The 15,728-nt window shown below is 69.2% G+C and carries 14 protein-coding genes; 13 read left to right on the top strand and 1 reads right to left on the bottom strand.

Going from position 1 to position 15,728, the window contains the following annotated elements; all coding sequences use genetic code 11:
- The first annotated feature begins 126 nt into the window (after window positions 1-126).
- From HV783_RS22925 to ubiT, 13 genes are all read left to right on the top strand, one after another.
- Window positions 127-3,882 carry a nitrate reductase subunit alpha gene (locus HV783_RS22925; RefSeq protein WP_175189920.1) on the top strand — a complete coding sequence of 1,252 codons (3,756 nt, stop codon included), beginning with the start codon at window positions 127-129 and terminating at the stop codon, window positions 3,880-3,882.
- Window positions 3,879-5,441: a nitrate reductase subunit beta gene (gene narH / locus HV783_RS22930; RefSeq protein ID WP_175189921.1), complete on the top strand. Its 1,563-nt coding sequence runs from the start codon at window positions 3,879-3,881 to the stop codon at window positions 5,439-5,441. The genes HV783_RS22925 and narH overlap by 4 nt, the downstream gene beginning before the upstream one ends.
- A gap of 14 nt (window positions 5,442-5,455) precedes the next feature.
- Entirely contained in the window at window positions 5,456-6,103 is a 648-nt protein-coding gene (narJ, locus tag HV783_RS22935; RefSeq protein WP_175189922.1) for a nitrate reductase molybdenum cofactor assembly chaperone, read from the top strand.
- A 17-nt stretch (window positions 6,104-6,120) separates the two neighbouring features.
- Window positions 6,121-6,804, top strand: a complete 684-nt coding sequence (gene narI, locus HV783_RS22940; protein ID WP_054504255.1) for a respiratory nitrate reductase subunit gamma — start codon at window positions 6,121-6,123, stop codon at window positions 6,802-6,804.
- A 17-nt stretch (window positions 6,805-6,821) separates the two neighbouring features.
- Window positions 6,822-7,592 carry a peptidylprolyl isomerase gene (locus HV783_RS22945; protein WP_116791124.1) on the top strand — a complete coding sequence of 257 codons (771 nt, stop codon included), beginning with the start codon at window positions 6,822-6,824 and terminating at the stop codon, window positions 7,590-7,592.
- Window positions 7,593-7,639: 47 nt separating this feature from the next.
- Entirely contained in the window at window positions 7,640-8,635 is a 996-nt protein-coding gene (moaA, locus tag HV783_RS22950) for a GTP 3',8-cyclase MoaA (protein ID WP_175189926.1), read from the top strand.
- A gap of 3 nt (window positions 8,636-8,638) precedes the next feature.
- Window positions 8,639-9,298: a carbonic anhydrase gene (locus tag HV783_RS22955; protein WP_116791125.1), complete on the top strand. Its 660-nt coding sequence runs from the start codon at window positions 8,639-8,641 to the stop codon at window positions 9,296-9,298.
- The gene (gene mobB, locus HV783_RS22960; protein ID WP_175189923.1) at window positions 9,295-9,792 is read left to right on the top strand and encodes a molybdopterin-guanine dinucleotide biosynthesis protein B; all 498 of its coding nucleotides are present in this window, start codon (window positions 9,295-9,297) and stop codon (window positions 9,790-9,792) included. The genes HV783_RS22955 and mobB overlap by 4 nt, the downstream gene beginning before the upstream one ends.
- A gap of 100 nt (window positions 9,793-9,892) precedes the next feature.
- Window positions 9,893-11,830 carry a type IV pili methyl-accepting chemotaxis transducer N-terminal domain-containing protein gene (locus HV783_RS22965; RefSeq protein WP_175189924.1) on the top strand — a complete coding sequence of 646 codons (1,938 nt, stop codon included), beginning with the start codon at window positions 9,893-9,895 and terminating at the stop codon, window positions 11,828-11,830.
- A gap of 12 nt (window positions 11,831-11,842) precedes the next feature.
- Window positions 11,843-12,514 (top strand): response regulator, encoded by a 672-nt coding sequence (locus tag HV783_RS22970; protein WP_116791128.1) that lies wholly within the window; start codon window positions 11,843-11,845, stop codon window positions 12,512-12,514.
- An 82-nt stretch (window positions 12,515-12,596) separates the two neighbouring features.
- Complete coding sequence (gene ubiU / locus HV783_RS22975) at window positions 12,597-13,613, top strand: ubiquinone anaerobic biosynthesis protein UbiU (RefSeq protein WP_054504250.1); 1,017 nt, start codon at window positions 12,597-12,599, stop codon at window positions 13,611-13,613.
- The gene (locus tag HV783_RS22980) at window positions 13,610-14,500 is read left to right on the top strand and encodes a U32 family peptidase (protein ID WP_175189927.1); all 891 of its coding nucleotides are present in this window, start codon (window positions 13,610-13,612) and stop codon (window positions 14,498-14,500) included. The genes ubiU and HV783_RS22980 overlap by 4 nt, the downstream gene beginning before the upstream one ends.
- On the top strand, window positions 14,497-14,931 hold the full coding sequence (gene ubiT / locus HV783_RS22985; RefSeq protein WP_054504248.1) for a ubiquinone anaerobic biosynthesis accessory factor UbiT: 435 nt from the start codon (window positions 14,497-14,499) through the stop codon (window positions 14,929-14,931). Before HV783_RS22980 ends, ubiT begins: the two co-directional genes overlap by 4 nt.
- Window positions 14,932-14,969: 38 nt before the next feature.
- Here the strand turns inward: ubiT and HV783_RS22990 are convergent.
- Window positions 14,970-15,728 (bottom strand): amino acid ABC transporter permease (locus HV783_RS22990; RefSeq protein WP_175189925.1); only part of this gene is annotated, 759 nt, incomplete at its 5' end.

The raw sequence follows: 15,728 nt of genomic DNA on the forward strand, positions 1-15,728 counted from the left end.
AGTCACTCTGCCGCGCCCGCCCTGTGCCACCGGCGAATGGTCGGCGCGGCGGGCGACCACTAAAGTGATTTTGACAGCACGGATTGCAGTACGCGCCGGCCGCGCCGGCGCTCTTGGAGAAACGCAATGAGTCATTTTCTGGACCGGTTGAAGTTCATGTCGCGGGTGAAATCCACCTACGCGGACGGTCACGGGGCAGTGGTCAATGAAGACCGCAAGTGGGAAAACGCCTATCGCGCCCGCTGGCAGCACGACAAGGTGGTGCGCTCGACCCACGGGGTCAACTGCACCGGCTCGTGCTCGTGGAAGGTCTACGTCAAGAACGGCCTGATCACCTGGGAGACCCAGCAGACCGACTACCCGCGCACGCGGCCGGACCTGCCCAACCACGAGCCGCGCGGCTGTCCGCGTGGCGCGTCCTATAGCTGGTACGTCTATTCGGCGCAGCGCGTGAAGTACCCGATGATGCGCGGCCGCCTGATGGAAATGTGGCGCGAGGCGCGCAAGACCATGGACCCGATCGCGGCCTGGGAATGGATCAGCCAGGACCCGGCGCGCGCCAGACGCTACAAGTCGGTGCGCGGGCTGGGCGGCTTCGTGCGCACGGACTGGGACACGGCCACCGAGATGATCGCCGCCGCCAACGCCTACACCATCAAGAAGTTCGGCCCCGACCGCCTGATCGGCTTTTCGCCGATTCCCGCCATGTCGATGGTCAGCTACGCCGCCGGCGCCCGCTACCTGAGCCTGCTGGGCGGCGCCTGCCTGAGCTTCTACGACTGGTACTGCGACCTGCCGCCGGCCAGCCCGCAGATCTGGGGCGAGCAGACCGACGTGCCGGAATCGGCCGACTGGTACAACTCGACCTACCTGATGGTGTGGGGCTCGAACGTGCCGCAGACCCGCACGCCCGACGCCCACTTCTACACCGAGGTCCGCTACAAGGGCACCAAGACGGTGGCGGTGTCCAGCGACTTCGGCGAAATGGTCAAGTTCGGCGACATCTGGCTGGCGCCCAAGCAGGGCACCGACGCCGCGCTGGCGATGGCCATGGGCCACGTCATCCTCAAGGAATTCCACTTGTCAGGCGCCTCGGCCTATTTCCGCGACTACGTGCGGCGCTACACCGACATGCCGATGCTGGTCCTGCTCAAGGAGCGCGACGGCTTTTATGCGCCCGACCATTTCCTGCGCGCCTCGCAGCTTGACGGCGCGCTGGGCGAGCAGAACAACCCCGACTGGAAGACGCTGGTATTCGACGAAACCAGCGGCGACCTGGTGGCGCCCAATGGCAGCATCGGCTTTCGCTGGGGCGAGGGCGCGGTCAACGGCGGCGAGAAGGTCGGCCGCTGGAACCTGGAAGCGCGCGACGGCGGCAGCGGCCGCGCCATCGAGCCGCGCCTGAGCCTGCTGGAAGGCGCGGATGCCGTGGTCGGCGTGGGTTTCCCGTACTTCGGCGCCGAGCACGACGAACTGCTGGTGCGCAACGTGCCGGCGCGCCGCATCCGCCTCGCCGATGGCAGCGAGGCCCTGGCGGCCACGGTGTACGACCTGCAGATGGCCAACTACGGCCTGGATCGCGGCCTGGGCGGCGGCAACGTGGCCGCGTCCTATGACGACGACGTGCCCTACACCCCGGCCTGGCAGGAAAAGCACACCGGCGTGCCGCGCGCGCAGGTGATCCAGGTGGCGCGCGAGTTCGCCCAGAACGCCCACGACACCGAGGGCAAGTCGATGGTCATCGTCGGCGCCGGCCTGAACCACTGGTACCACATGGACATGATTTACCGCGGCATCATCAACATGTTGATGATGTGCGGCTGCGTCGGCAAGAGCGGCGGCGGCTGGGCCCATTACGTGGGCCAGGAAAAGCTGCGGCCGCAGTTCGGCTGGGCGCCGCTGGCGTTCGCCTCCGACTGGGTGCGCCCGCCGCGCCAGATGAACGGCACCTCGTTCTTCTACGCCCATACCAGCCAGTGGCGCCATGAAAAGCTCAACGTACAGGAAGTGCTGGGCCCGACCGCCGACCGCGGTCGCTATGGCGACCTCAGCATGATCGACCTGAACGCCCGCGCCGAGCGCATGGGCTGGCTGCCGTCGGCGCCGCAGTTGCGCACCAATCCGCTGGACCTGACCGCGCAGGCCGAAGCTGCCGGCAAGGACCCGGTGGCGCACGCCGTCGAGCAGCTCAAGTCCGGCGAACTGCGCATGTCCTGCGAAGACCCGGACGATCCCGCCAACTTCCCGCGCAACATGTTCGTGTGGCGCTCGAACATCCTGGGCTCCAGCGGCAAGGGCCACGAGTACTTCCTGAAGTACCTGCTGGGCACGCAGAACGCCGTCTTCGGCGACGAGGCCGACGCCATCAAGCCGGTCGAAGTCAATTACCAGGAAGACGCGGCCGAGGGCAAGCTCGACCTGCTGACGGTGCTGGACTTCCGCATGAGCACCACCTGCCTGTACGGCGACATCGTGCTGCCGACGGCCACCTGGTACGAGAAGGACGACCTCAACACGTCCGACATGCACCCCTTCATCCACCCGCTGAGCGAAGCGGTGCAGCCGCTCTGGGAAAGCAAGACCGACTGGGAGATCTACAAGCTGCTGGCCAGGAAGTTCAGCGACATCGGCGGCCCCTACCTGGGCAAGCGCCGCGACCTGGTGCTGACGCCGCTGATGCATGACACCCCGGGGGAACTGGGCCAGGCCTTCGAACCCAGGGACTGGAAGCTGGGCGAATGCGACCTGGTGCCGGGCAAGACCGCGCCCAACATGACCGTGGTCGAGCGCGACTACAACGACATCTACCGCAAGTTCACCTCGGTCGGTCCGCTGCTGGACAAGCTGGGCAACGGCGGCAAGGGCATCAACTGGAACACCGAGCATGAAGTCGGCGAGCTGGCCGGCATCAACGAGCGCGTGGCCGAAGCTGGCGTGAGCCAGGGCCGTCCGCGGCTGGACAGCGCCATCGACGCCGCCGAAATGATCCTGACCTTCGCGCCCGAGACCAATGGCCACGTGTCGGTCAAGGCCTGGGAAGCGCTGGGCAAGATCACCGGCCGCGACCACACCCACCTGGCGGTGGGCCGCGAGCACGACAAGATCCGCTTCCGCGACATCCAGGCGCAGCCGCGCAAGATCATCTCGGCGCCGACCTGGTCGGGCCTGGAAAGCGAAGAGGTCAGCTACAACGCCGGCTACACCAACGTGCACGAGCTGATCCCGTGGCGCACCCTGACCGGCCGCCAGCAGTTCTACCAGGACCACCGCTGGATGCTGGACTTCGGCGAGGGCTCGTGCGTCTACAAGCCGGCGATCGACACCAAGACCGTGGCGCCGATGCTGGGCCGCTATCCCAACGGTGAAAAGGAACTGGTGCTGAACTGGCTGACGCCGCACCAGAAGTGGGGCATCCACAGCACCTATTCCGACAACCTGCGCATGCTGACCCTGAGCCGCGGCGGTCCCCACGTGTGGATCTCCGAGGCCGAGGCCAAGCAGGCCGGGCTGGTCGACAACGACTGGGTCGAGGTGTTCAACGTCAACGGCACGCTGACCGCGCGGGTGGTGGTGAGCCAGCGCGTGCCGGTCGGCATGTGCCTGATGTACCACGCCCAGGAAAAGATCGTGAACGTGCCGGGCGCGGAGACCAGCGGCAAGCGCGGCGGCATCCACAACTCGGTGACGCGCACCGTGCTCAAGCCGACCCACATGATCGGCGGCTACGCCCAGCAGGCCTACGGCTTCAACTACTACGGCACCGTGGGCGCCAACCGCGACGAGTTCGTGGTGCTGCGCAAGATGAAGAAAGTGGACTGGCTGGAAGGCCCGCTGGTCGAAGATCCCGCCGTCCAAACGCAACAGGAAGAGAAGCAATCATGAGGATACGCGCCCAAATCGGCATGGTGCTGAATCTGGACAAGTGCATCGGCTGCCACACTTGCTCGGTCACCTGCAAGAACGTCTGGACCAGCCGCGACGGCGTCGAGTACGCCTGGTTCAACAACGTCGAGACCAAGCCCGGCATCGGCTATCCCAAGGAATGGGAGAACCAGGAGAAGTGGCAGGGCGGCTGGCGCCGCACGGCGGCCGGCAAGCTGGAACCGCGCCAGGGCGGCAAGCTGCGCATCCTGGCCAACCTGTTCGCCAACCCCAACCTGCCGCAGATCGATGACTACTACGAGCCGTTCACCTTCGACTACGAGCACCTGAAGAACGCGCCGCTGTCGCAGACGCCACCCACCGCGCGCCCGGTGTCGGTGCTGACCGGCAAGAAGATGGACAAGATCGAATGGGGCCCCAACTGGGAAGACGACCTGGGCGGCGAATTCGCCGCGCGCAGCCGCGACGCCCTGTTCGAGGGCGTGCAGAAGGAGATGTACTCGACCTTCGAGAACACCTTCATGATGTACCTGCCGCGCCTGTGCGAACACTGCCTGAACCCGGCCTGTGTCGCCAGCTGCCCGTCGGGCTCGATCTACAAGCGCGAGGACGACGGCATCGTGCTGGTCGACCAGGACAAGTGCCGCGGCTGGCGCATGTGCATCTCGGGCTGCCCGTACAAGAAGATCTACTACAACTGGCATAGCGGCAAGGCCGAGAAGTGCACCTTCTGCTACCCGCGCATCGAGGCCGGCCAGCCGACCGTGTGCTCGGAGACCTGCGTCGGCCGCATCCGCTACCTGGGCGTGATGCTGTACGACGCCGACCAGATCGAGCGCGCCGCCGCCGTCGGCAACGAGCAGGACCTGTACCAGTCGCAGCTGGACCTGTTCCTGGATCCGCACTCGCCCGAGGTGATCGCCGCCGCGCGCGAGCAGGGCATCCCGGAATCCTGGCTGGAAGCCGCGCGCCAGTCGCCGGTCTACAAGATGGCGGTGGAGTGGCGCGTCGCCTTCCCGCTGCATCCGGAATACCGCACGCTGCCGATGGTCTGGTACATCCCGCCGCTGTCGCCGATCCAGACCGCCGCCGAGGCCGGAAAGATGCCTCAGCGCACGCTCGGCACCAGCGCCATGATCCCGGATGTGGCCAGCCTGCGCATCCCGGTGCGCTACCTGGCCAACCTGCTGACGGCGGGCAAGGAAGCCCCCGTGCTGCGGGCGCTCGAACGGATGCTGGCGATGCGCGCCTACAAGCGTGCCGAGACCGTGCATGGCGAGCGCGATACGGCCCTGCTGGAGCAGGTCGGCCTGTCGGAAGAAACCGTGCAGGACATGTACCGCATCATGGCGATTGCCGACTACGAGGACCGCTTCGTGGTGCCCAGCAGCCACAAGGAAATCGTCGAGGACAGCTTCAACGAGAAGGGCAGCTGCGGCTTCACCTTCGGCAACGGCTGCTCGGGCGGCGTCTCGGAAGGCACGCTGTTCGGCCGCAAGCCGCAGGGCAGCGAGATCTTCATCGACATGCCGAAGTCGCGCAAGAAGGCCGCGGCCTGAGACCGGAGAACATCATGAGCCTTTATCGACTGCTTTCCGCGCTGCTCTGCTACCCCGAACAGGAGCTGCTCGACGCCCTGACCGAGGTCGAGGGCGCGCTGGCCACCTATCCGGAAGCCGAGGAAACCCTGCAGCCGCTGATCGGCCACCTGGCCAGCCAGGACCTGATCGCGCTGCAGGAAGCCTACGTCGCCACCTTCGACCGCAACCGCGCCCATTCGCTGCACCTGTTCGAGCACGTGCATGGCGAAAGCCGCGACCGTGGCCAGGCCATGGTCGACCTGCTCGAGACCTACCGCCAGCACGGCTTCGAGCCGGTGGTGTCGGAACTGCCGGACCACGTGCCGCTGTTCCTGGAGTTCCTGGGCGTGATCGACCCGGCCGTGGCGCGGGACCTGCTGGACGACGCCATCCACGTGCTGGCCGCCATCGGCTCGCGCCTGGCGCGCAACGAGAGCCCGTACGCCAGCGTCTTCGTCGTGCTGCGCGGCCTGTCGCGGGTTACGCCGCGCGAACAGACCGCGCCGCCGGTGCGCGACATGGACGAGGCCATGGAGACCTTCGGCGCCGGCGCCGACGGCGTCGAGCCGCTGCTGCGCCCGTTCTCGGGCGACGGCGCGCAGGCCGTGCGCTTCTATCCCCGCGCGCCGGTCACCCGCTAATTTCCAGGACACGCATCATGAATTCCCTGAACCAGTTCTTCTTCGGCATCTACCCCTACATTGCCCTGACGGTGTTCCTGCTGGGCAGCCTGGCGCGCTTCGAGCGCGAGCAGTACACCTGGAAGACCGACAGCTCGCAGCTGCTGCATCGCGGCCAGCTGCGGCTGGGCAACATCCTGTTCCACGTCGGCATCCTGGGACTGTTCTTCGGCCACCTGGCGGGCCTGTTGACCCCGGTGGCGGTGTGGGACACGCTGGGCGTGTCGCACACGCTCAAGCAGACCGTCGCCATGGTGGCCGGCGGCGTCATGGGCGGGCTGTGCCTGATCGGCCTCTTGATCCTGATCCACCGCCGCCTGAGCGACCCGCGCATCCGCAAGACCACCCGGCCCGGCGACAAGCTGTTGCTGCTGTGGATCCTGGTGACGCTGCTGCTGGGCCTGTCGACCATCGCGCTGTCGGCCGGCCACATGGATGGCGAGATGATGGTGCGCCTGATGCACTGGGCGCAGCACATCGTGACCTTCCGCAGTGGGGCCGCCGACTTTGTGGCCGAGGTGCCGCCGCTGTTCAAGGCGCACCTCTTCATGGGTCTGACGCTGTTCGTGATCTTCCCGTTCACGCGCCTGGTGCACGTGTGGAGCGGCTTCGCGTCGCTGGGTTACCTGGGCCGCGCCTGGCAACTGGTGCGCCCGCGCTGAGCGGCAAGGAGGCCGACATGCCTGTGACCATCAATGGCGTCGAACTGACCGACGCCGACATGGAACAAGAACTGCCGCTGCATGCGGACGCGCCCAACCCGATGCGCGCCGCCACCACGGCGCTGGTGCTGCGGCGGGTGCTGCTGGACGAGGCGGCGCGGCTGGGGCTGGGGTCGGAATCGGAGCCCTTGTCCGAAGACGACGCCATCGGCGCCTTGCTGGCCCGCCAGGCCCAGGCGCCCGAGGCCGACGAGGCGGCCTGCCGCCGCTACTACCAGGCCAATCCGCAGCGCTTCATCGTGGGCGAGCTGATCGAGGCCGACCACATCCTGTTCCAGGTCACCCCCGGGGTCAACCTGGACATGCTGCGGGCCCACGCCAGCGCGGTGCTGGCGGACCTGCTGGCCGACCCCTCCGGCTTTGCCGAGGTGGCGCGGCGGCAGTCCAACTGCCCGTCGGCGGCGGTGGGCGGCAACCTGGGGCAGCTGGGGCGCGGCGACACCGTGCCCGAATTCGAGAAGGCGGTGTTCGCCTTGCCGGCGGGCGGCTTGCTGCCGCAGGTGCTGGAGACCCGCCACGGGCTGCACATCGTGCGCGTGACGCGGCGCATCGAAGGGCGCCTGCTGCCGTTCGAGCAGGTGCGCGAATCGATCGCCTCGGCCCTGGCCGCCGCCAGCCGCGACACCGCCTGGCGCCAGTATGCCCGGCTGCTGGTGGAGCGCGCCGACGTGCGCGGCATCGACCTGGGCGGCGCCGAGGACGACCGGGTGTTCGGGAGCCCGTCATGACACCCGCGCCCGCCCTGGCGGTGGCCCCGGCGGCCCCGGTCGCCGCCATGGCGTCCGCCGCGCCGCGGGGGCTGATCGACGGCTTCGGCCGCCGCATCGACTACCTGCGGGTCTCGGTCACCGACCGTTGCGACCTGCGCTGCGGCTACTGCATGCCCAAGGGCTTCAAGGGCTTCGAGGAGCCCGCCAACTGGCTGCGCCATGACGAAATGGCGCGCCTGGCGGGCCTGTTCGCCGGCCTGGGCGTGCGCCGCTTGCGGCTGACCGGCGGCGAGCCGCTGCTGCGCCGCGGCGTGGCCGGCCTGGCCGCCGCCATCGCGGCGCTGCCGGGGGTGGATGACCTGTCGCTGTCGACCAACGGCACCCAGCTGGCGCGCCATGCTGCCGCCTTGCGGGTGGCGGGCGTGCACCGCCTGAACATCAGCCTGGACACCCTGGACGCGGCGGAGTTCGGTCGCATCACCGGACGCGATTGCCTGGATGCCGTGCTGGCCGGGCTGCGGGCCGCGCGCGAGGCCGGTTTCGCGCCGATCAAGCTCAACAGCGTGGTGCATGCCGCCACGCCCGAGGCCGACGTGCGCCGGCTGCTGGACTACGCGCTGGCGCAAGGCTTCATCCTGCGCCTGATCGAGCCGATGCCGGTGGGCGATTGCGGCCGCCGCTATGCCCATGCCGACCTCGGCGAGCTGGGCGCGCGGCTGGCGGCCGACGCCGGCCTGGTGCCGGCGCTGGTGGGGCAGGGCGCGGGCCCGGCGCGCTACTGGAGCAGCGGCGGCGGCGCGCCGGTGCTGGGCGTCATCACGCCCATGTCGCGCCATTTCTGCGCCGCCTGCAACCGCGTGCGGCTGGGCGTGGACGGCACCCTCTACCTGTGCTTGGGCCAGGAAGACCAGGTGCCGCTGGGGCGGCTGCTGCGCGAGGGCGCCAGCGACGCCGACCTGGAACGAGCGATCCGCGCCGGCATCGCCGCCAAGCCGGAACGCCACGAATTCACCACCCGGCCCGAGCGCATCGTGCGTTTCATGTCGCAGACCGGAGGCTGAACCATGCGCGACATCGAACGGCTGGTGGACGGCTTCCAGCGCTTCCAGCATCAATACTACGAAGCGGCGCCGTCGCTGTACCGCAACCTGCGCGACGGCCAGCACCCCAGCACGCTGCTGGTGGGCTGCTGCGATTCGCGGGTCGATCCGGCCATGCTGTTGGGCTGCGACCCGGGCGACATCTTCACCGTGCGCAACGTCGCCAACCTGGTGCCGCCGCCCGACCGCGACCAGGGCCACCACGGCGTGCTGGCCGCCATCCAGTTCGCGGTTGAGCAGTTGAAGGTCAGCCGCATCATCGTGCTGGGCCATGCCCAGTGCGGCGGCATCCGCGCGCTGATGGAGCGGCCGGCGCGCGGCGATGGCGAACCGGACTACCTGAACCGCTGGATGGATATCGCCGAACCGGCGCGCCAGCGCGTGTTGAGCGACATGCCGGCGGCATCGCTGGCGGAGCACCGGCGCGCCTGCGAGCAGGCGTCCATCCTGATCTCGCTGCGCAACCTGGAGGCGCTGCCGTGCGTGCAACGGCGCCTGCAGGCCGGCGACCTGACCCTGCACGGCTGGTACTTCGACCTGGTGGCGGGCGCTTTGCTGGCATACTCGGCCCGGGCGGACGCGTTCCTGCCCATTGTCTGTCCCTTGTTCACGGAGCCCGCATGACCCCCGTTTTCGGCATTGCCGGCCGCTCAGGCAGCGGCAAGACCACTCTGATCGAGGCCATGCTGCCGCTGCTGCGCGCGCGCGGCCTGAAGGTCAGCGTCATCAAGCACAGCCACCACGACTTCGAGATGGAGCCGCCCGGCAAGGACAGCGCGCGTTTCCGCCAGGCCGGGGCGCAGGAGGTGATGGTGGCGTCGCCGTTCCGCTATGCCATCGTGCACGAGCTGCGCGGGGCGCCGGAGCCGTCGCTGCAAGAGCAGTTGCTGCGCCTGGCGCCGGCCGACCTGGTGCTGGTGGAGGGTTTCAAGCGGGCGGCCATTCCCCGCATCGAGGTCTACCGCCCGGCGCTGGGCAAGCCGCCGCTGCATGCCGAGGACGCCGGCTTCCTGGCGATCGTGACCGACGCCGCGCTGACCACGGACCTGCCTTGCCTGCCCCTGGACGACCCGGCCGCGGTGGCCGATTTCATCGTCCGGGCGGTGCGGCAGGGTTGAGCGGAACGACTACACTGGAGTCTGCCAGCCGCGCGGCGTGCGCCTCACGGCTGGCAACCGCCCAACCCGCTTCAGGCACGCTCGCGCGCAAGCCCAGTCCATGACCACACCCGATTCCCCTTCCGACGCCCAGGGCCTGCCGTCGCCACGCCACCGGCTGTCGACGCGCATCGTCGCCAGTTCGCTGGTCGCGTTGATCGTGGTGCTCGGCATGATCGGCCTGACGCTGTGGCTGTCGTGGCAGCTGGAAGGCGCGGGCGCGGCCATCAACGACACCGGCAGCCTGCGCATGCGTGCCAATAGGGTGGCGGTGGAGCTGATGCGGCCCGAGGCCGGGCGCCAGGCGCGCACCGAAGAGCAGGTGCAGTTGATGGACGACACCATCGCCCGCCTGGCGCGCGGCAATCCGGCCCGGCCGCTGTTCATTCCCAACGATCCGACCATCCGCCAGCATTGGCTGGGCGTGGCCGACTACTGGCGCGACATCATGCGGCCGGCGGCAATGCGCGCCATCGCCCGCGAGGACGCGGCCGAATACCTGGAGACGCTGCCCGATTTCGTTGCCCGCGCCGACGAGCTGGTGCGCATGATCGAGCAGGACAACGCCGGCAAGACCACCTCGCTGCGGCTGTCGCAGGGCGTGCTGGCGGCCATCGCCAGCGCCGGCACCCTGGCCATGATCTACCTGCTGTACCTGTGGATCATCGCGCCCGTGCTGCGCCTGCGCGACGGCCTGCAGCGCATGGCGGCGCGCGAGTTCAGCACCCGCCTGCCGGTCGAGAGCCAGGATGAATTCGGCGTGCTGGCGCGCGGCTTCAACCGCATGGCCGACGAATTGCAGAGCCTGTACACCGGCCTGGAGCAGCGGGTGGGCGAAAAGACCGCCCAGCTCGCGGCGCAGAACCGCGATATTGGCGCGCTGTACGACATGGCGGCCTTCCTGAACCAGCCCAACGAGATCGAGGCAATGTGCCAGGGCTTCCTGCGCCGCGTCATGCTGCAGTTCGACGCCGAAGGCGGCAGCATCCGCGCGCTCGATCCCGACAACGAAAAGCTCAACCTGGTGGTGTCGGTGGGGCTGTCCGAGGAACTGGTCGAATCCGAGCACTGCATGCGGGTCGACGACTGTTATTGCGGCGTGGCCACGCGCCAGGCCGGCGTCGTCGTGATCCAGGATTTTCGCCAGGCGCCGCCGCAGATGGACCTGAACTGCCAGCGCGACGGCTTCGCCAGCGTGGCGGTGTTTCGCATCGTCACGCGTGACGAGGTGCTGGGCTCGTACTCGCTGCATTTTCGCAGCCAGCGCAAGCTGGCGCCGTCCGACTCGCAACTGCTGGAAACCCTGGGGCAGCACCTGGGCGTGGCGCTGGACAACCGCCGCCTGAGCGCCCAGGCGCGCCAGCTGGCGGTGGTGCAGGAACGCGGTCTGGTGGCGCAGGGGCTGCACGACAGCCTGGCGCAGGGCTTGAACTTCCTGAACCTGCAACTGCAGCTGCTGGACGCGGCCGTCAAGCGCGGCGACCAGGCCGAGGTCGAGGAAATCCTGCCGCTGCTGCGCACCGGCGTGGACGAAAGCTACAAGGACGTGCGCGAGCTGCTCACCAACTTCCGCGACAAGCTGGGCCAGGGCGACCTGAAGACCGCCATCCAGGACACGGTCGAACGTTTCCGCCGCCAGACCGGCACGCGCACCGAGCTGGCCTTCAGCCAGGGCGTCGGCGCGCCGCTGGCCCCGGAGCAGCAATTGCAGGTGCTGTTCATCCTGCAGGAAGCGCTGTCGAATGTGCGCAAGCATTCCGAGGCCGACCGCGTCGACGTGGTGGTGCGCAACGACCGCGATTTCAACCTGCTGATCGCCGACAACGGCCAGGGCTACGATCCGGACGAAGTGGCGCAGCGCGGCGAGGCCCACGTCGGCCTGCACATCATGCGCGAACGCGCCGCCCGGATGCATGCCTTGATTACAATGAAGTCCCGGCCCGGCGGCGGCACGCGCATCGCGTTGACCCTGCCCGACGCCGAACGCCAGGCCGCCTGACCCATCGAGACCATGCCCATCCGTATCCTGCTCGTCGACGACCACACCCTGTTCCGCTCGGGGATGCGCCTGCTGTTGCAGCGCCAGCCCGATTTCGAGGTCGTGGCCGAGGCCGGCGACGGCGTCGAGGGCCTCAAGCGCGCCAAGGAACTCAAGCCCGACGTGGTGCTGCTGGACCTGAACATGCCGGGCCTGTCGGGGCTGGAGACGCTGCAACTGCTGACCCAGGATCTGCCTTCCTGTGCGGTCATCATCCTCACCGTGTCGGAAGAGGCCGACGAACTCGGCCAGGCGTTGCGCGACGGCGCGCGCGGCTACCTGCTCAAGAACATCGACGCCGAGGCGCTCACCACCGCCGTCCGCCGCGCCGCCGGCGGCGAGCCGGTCATCGCCGAAAGCATGACGGCCAAGCTGGTCGAGCAGTTCCGCGGCCAGGCCAGCCTGGCCGCGCAGGCGCCGGCGGGGCAGGCCGAGCGCCATCGCCTGACGGCGCGCGAACGCCAGATCGTGCAGTGCCTGGCGCGCGGCGCCAGCAACAAGGTCATCGCGCGCGAACTCGACGTCAGCGAAAGCACGGTCAAGATCCATGTGCAGAACGTGCTGAAGAAGCTCAACCTGACCAGCCGCGTGCAGGTGGCGGTCTACGCCGTCGAACACGGGCTGCACGGCGACGACCCGGTCTGACGGCGCCGCGCCGGCTCGCGCTGGCCGCGCGGTTTGATCTGCGACAAGGCCACGGGCCGCGCCGGCCCCTAGACTGGCCGGCATGCAAATCCGAACCACTCCCCTGGAACTGGTGGCGCCGGCCGGCAGCCTGGCCGCGCTGAAGGCGGCGGTCGAGGCCGGCGCAGACACGGTCTACCTGGGCCTGAAGAACGCCACCAACGCCCGCAACTTCGCCGGGCTCAATTTCACCGAACGCGACATCCGCGCCGGCGTCGAACTGGCGCACAGCCGCCAGCGCAAGGTGCTGTTCGCCATCAACACCTTCGTGCAGGCCGGCCGCGGCCAGGAATGGCGCGAGGCGGTCGACGCCGCGCACGGGCTGGGCGCGGACGCGGTCATCATGGCCGATGCCGGCCTGCTGGCCTACGCCCGCGACCGCTATCCCGACCTGCGCCTGCACCTGTCGGTGCAGGGCTCGGCCACCCACACCGACGCCATCGAACTGATGAAGGAGCAATTCGGCATCCAGCGGGTGGTGCTGCCGCGCGTGCTGACGCTGGCCGAGATCGCCCGCATCTGCGCCAACGTCAGTGTCGAGGTCGAGGTGTTCGGCTTCGGCAGCCTGTGCGTCATGGCCGAAGGGCGCTGCCTGCTGTCGTCGTACGCCACGGGCGATTCGCCCAACAACAAGGGCGTCTGTTCGCCCGCCGGCGCGGTGCGCTGGGTCGAGCAGGACGGCCGCCTCGATGCGCGCCTGAACGGCATCCTGATCGACCGCTATGGGCCTGGCGAAGCCGCCGCCTATCCGACGCTGTGCAAGGGGCGCTTCGAGGTCGAGGGCCACGCCGACCACGCGCTGGAGGAACCCACCAGCCTGAACGCCATCGGCCTGTTGCCCAGACTGGCCGAGATGGGCGTGGCGGCCATCAAGATCGAAGGGCGCCAGCGCAGCCCGGCCTACGTCACGCAGGTGGTGTCCACGCTGCGCGCCGCGCTCGACAGCGCCCACGGCGACCCCAATCGCTACTCCCCCCGTCCCGAATGGAACGCCATGCTGGCGCGCCATGCCGAGGGATCCCAAGTCACGCAAGGCGCATTCGAACGTCCATGGAAATGAAACCCAAGGCTTTCCGCATCTCGGTCGGACCGTTGCTGTACTACTGGCCGCGCCAGCGCACGCTGGCGTTCTACGCTGAACTGGCCGACAGTCCGGCCGATATCCTTTACGTCGGCGAAACCGTCTGTAGCCGGCGCCACGAATTGCGCGCCGACGACTGGCTCGACCTGGCGCGCGACCTCGCGGCCGCCGGCAAGGAAGTGGTGCTGTCCGGCCGCACCCTGATCGAGACCGGCGCCGAGGCCTCGGCCCTGCGGCGCCTGTGCGAGCAGCAGGATTTCATGGTCGAGGCCGGCGAGGCCGGCGCCATGCGCCACCTGGGCGGCCGGCCGTTCGTGGCCGGTCCGCACATGAACGCCTACCACGGCGGCACGCTGGAATGGCTGGCCGCGCGCGGCGCGACCCGCTTCGTCGCGCCGCTGGAAATGCACGTCAATGCGCTGGCGCGGCTGCTGGCCGAGCGGCCGGCCGGGTTGCAGGCCGAGATCATGGTGTGGGGCCGCATGGCGCTGGCGTTCTCGGCGCGCTGTTTCACCGCGCGCCACTTCCGGCTGAAAAAGGACGAGTGCGGCTTTCGCTGCATCGAGCATCCCGACGGCCTGGACATGCGCACGCGTGAATCGCGCGAGTTCCTGGCGATCAACGGCATCCAGGTGCAGTCGGCCGCCTGTCTCGACCTGCTGGACCAGGCCGCATACCTGGCCGACATGGGCGCCGACGTGCTGCGCGTCAGCCCGCAGTCGGCCGGCACGCTCGAAGCCATCGCGGCGCTGGACGCCGCGCGCGGCGGCCGCGCGCCGGAAGCGGTGCAGCCGCCGGCCGGCATCGGCCGCTGCAATGGCTATTTCCATGGACAGGCGGGGATCGCCTGGCAGGAGGCGCTATGAGCGACAGCCGATTCGCCGTGCCGGGTCTGGTCGCGCGCCTGGGCCGGCGGCTGCCCGCGCCGCTGGTGTCGCTGCACTTCGTCGCCGGGCTGGAGTTGGCGCGGCGTTTGAACTGGCTCAGCCCGCCGCCGGAACTGGAGGGCCGCAGCTTCGCCATCACCATCGAGGACCTGGGCCTGTGCAGCCGCTTCACCGTGCGCGGCGGCGTCTTTCGACCGATGTGGAACCGCGAGGCCTGCGAGCTGGAGCTGGGCGCGGGCGTGGCGGAACTGCTGGCCCTGATGCGCGGCGAGACTGATGCGGACACCTTGTTCTTCCAGCGTCGGCTGCGCATTTCCGGCGACACCGAACTGGGGTTGATCGTCAAGAACTGGCTGGACGCGGCGCCGCGTCCGGCCTGGCTGCAGCGGCTGGGCGCAGGGGTGCAATAGGCGTGGCCGCGAAGGCGGCACGCGCCCGGCCGCGGATCTCAGGACGCCGCCGGTCCTTCCATGCGCCGCGCCACCCGCGACAGCGCCAGGCTGGCGCCGAAGTACAGCAGCGCCACCGCCAGGTAGACCTCGACGTGGTACGGTCGCCAGTCGGTGCCCGCCACCACCGCCTTGGCCGCGCCCAGGACGTCGAATACGCCGATGATGCTGACCAGCGAGGTGTCCTTGACCGCGCCCACGAACACGCCCAGCGCGGCCGGCGCCGCGATGCGGCGGGCCTGCGGCCAGATCACCGTCCAGTAGGCCACTGCCGGGCGCATGCCGAGCGCGCGCGCCGCCATCATCTGGCCCGGCGGAATCGCCTGCAGCGCGCCGCGCAGCACTTCGGCCAGCAGGCAGGCGGTATGCAGCGTCAGCGCGGCCAGCGCCATGCCGAACTTGGACACGCCGCCGCCCAGCAGCAGCGGCAGCACGAAGGATGCGAACAGCAATTGCGTCACCAGCGGCACGCCGCGCACGGCCTCGATCAGCGCGGCGGCGGCGAGCGACCCGCCCGGGCTGCCGCCGCGTCGTAGCAGCGCCAGGCCGAAGGCCAGCGGCAACGCGGCCAGCAACGCCGCGATCGCCAGGATCAACGTCACCAGCAGGCCGCCCCAGCGCAGCGGGCCGATGGCGCTGCCGCCCCACGGCCAGCCGCCCAGCGCGGCCGCCGTGACGGCGACCATCAGTGCGATCCACGCCAGGCGCGGGCGGGCCGCGAGCCGACCCACCCCCAGCGCGACCGCCACGGCGGCGAG

Origin of the sequence: Achromobacter dolens (genome assembly GCF_902859745.1) — a bacterium.
GTDB lineage: Bacteria > Pseudomonadota > Gammaproteobacteria > Burkholderiales > Burkholderiaceae_B > Achromobacter > Achromobacter dolens.

What these genes read in the sequence shown, in the direction of transcription:
- ubiU (WP_054504250.1), top strand. Translation starts at nt 12,597, where the DNA reads ATGCAAATCCGAACCACTCCCCTGGAACTGGTGGCGCCGGCCGGCAGC.
- ubiT (WP_054504248.1), top strand. Translation starts at nt 14,497, where the DNA reads ATGAGCGACAGCCGATTCGCCGTGCCGGGTCTGGTCGCGCGCCTGGGC.
- narJ (WP_175189922.1), top strand. Translation starts at nt 5,456, where the DNA reads ATGAGCCTTTATCGACTGCTTTCCGCGCTGCTCTGCTACCCCGAACAG.
- HV783_RS22970 (WP_116791128.1), top strand. Translation starts at nt 11,843, where the DNA reads ATGCCCATCCGTATCCTGCTCGTCGACGACCACACCCTGTTCCGCTCG.
- HV783_RS22945 (WP_116791124.1), top strand. Translation starts at nt 6,822, where the DNA reads ATGCCTGTGACCATCAATGGCGTCGAACTGACCGACGCCGACATGGAA.
- narH (WP_175189921.1), top strand. Translation starts at nt 3,879, where the DNA reads ATGAGGATACGCGCCCAAATCGGCATGGTGCTGAATCTGGACAAGTGC.
- HV783_RS22925 (WP_175189920.1), top strand. Translation starts at nt 127, where the DNA reads ATGAGTCATTTTCTGGACCGGTTGAAGTTCATGTCGCGGGTGAAATCC.
- moaA (WP_175189926.1), top strand. Translation starts at nt 7,640, where the DNA reads ATGGCGTCCGCCGCGCCGCGGGGGCTGATCGACGGCTTCGGCCGCCGC.
- mobB (WP_175189923.1), top strand. Translation starts at nt 9,295, where the DNA reads ATGACCCCCGTTTTCGGCATTGCCGGCCGCTCAGGCAGCGGCAAGACC.
- narI (WP_054504255.1), top strand. Translation starts at nt 6,121, where the DNA reads ATGAATTCCCTGAACCAGTTCTTCTTCGGCATCTACCCCTACATTGCC.
- HV783_RS22955 (WP_116791125.1), top strand. Translation starts at nt 8,639, where the DNA reads ATGCGCGACATCGAACGGCTGGTGGACGGCTTCCAGCGCTTCCAGCAT.
- HV783_RS22980 (WP_175189927.1), top strand. Translation starts at nt 13,610, where the DNA reads ATGAAACCCAAGGCTTTCCGCATCTCGGTCGGACCGTTGCTGTACTAC.
- HV783_RS22965 (WP_175189924.1), top strand. Translation starts at nt 9,893, where the DNA reads ATGACCACACCCGATTCCCCTTCCGACGCCCAGGGCCTGCCGTCGCCA.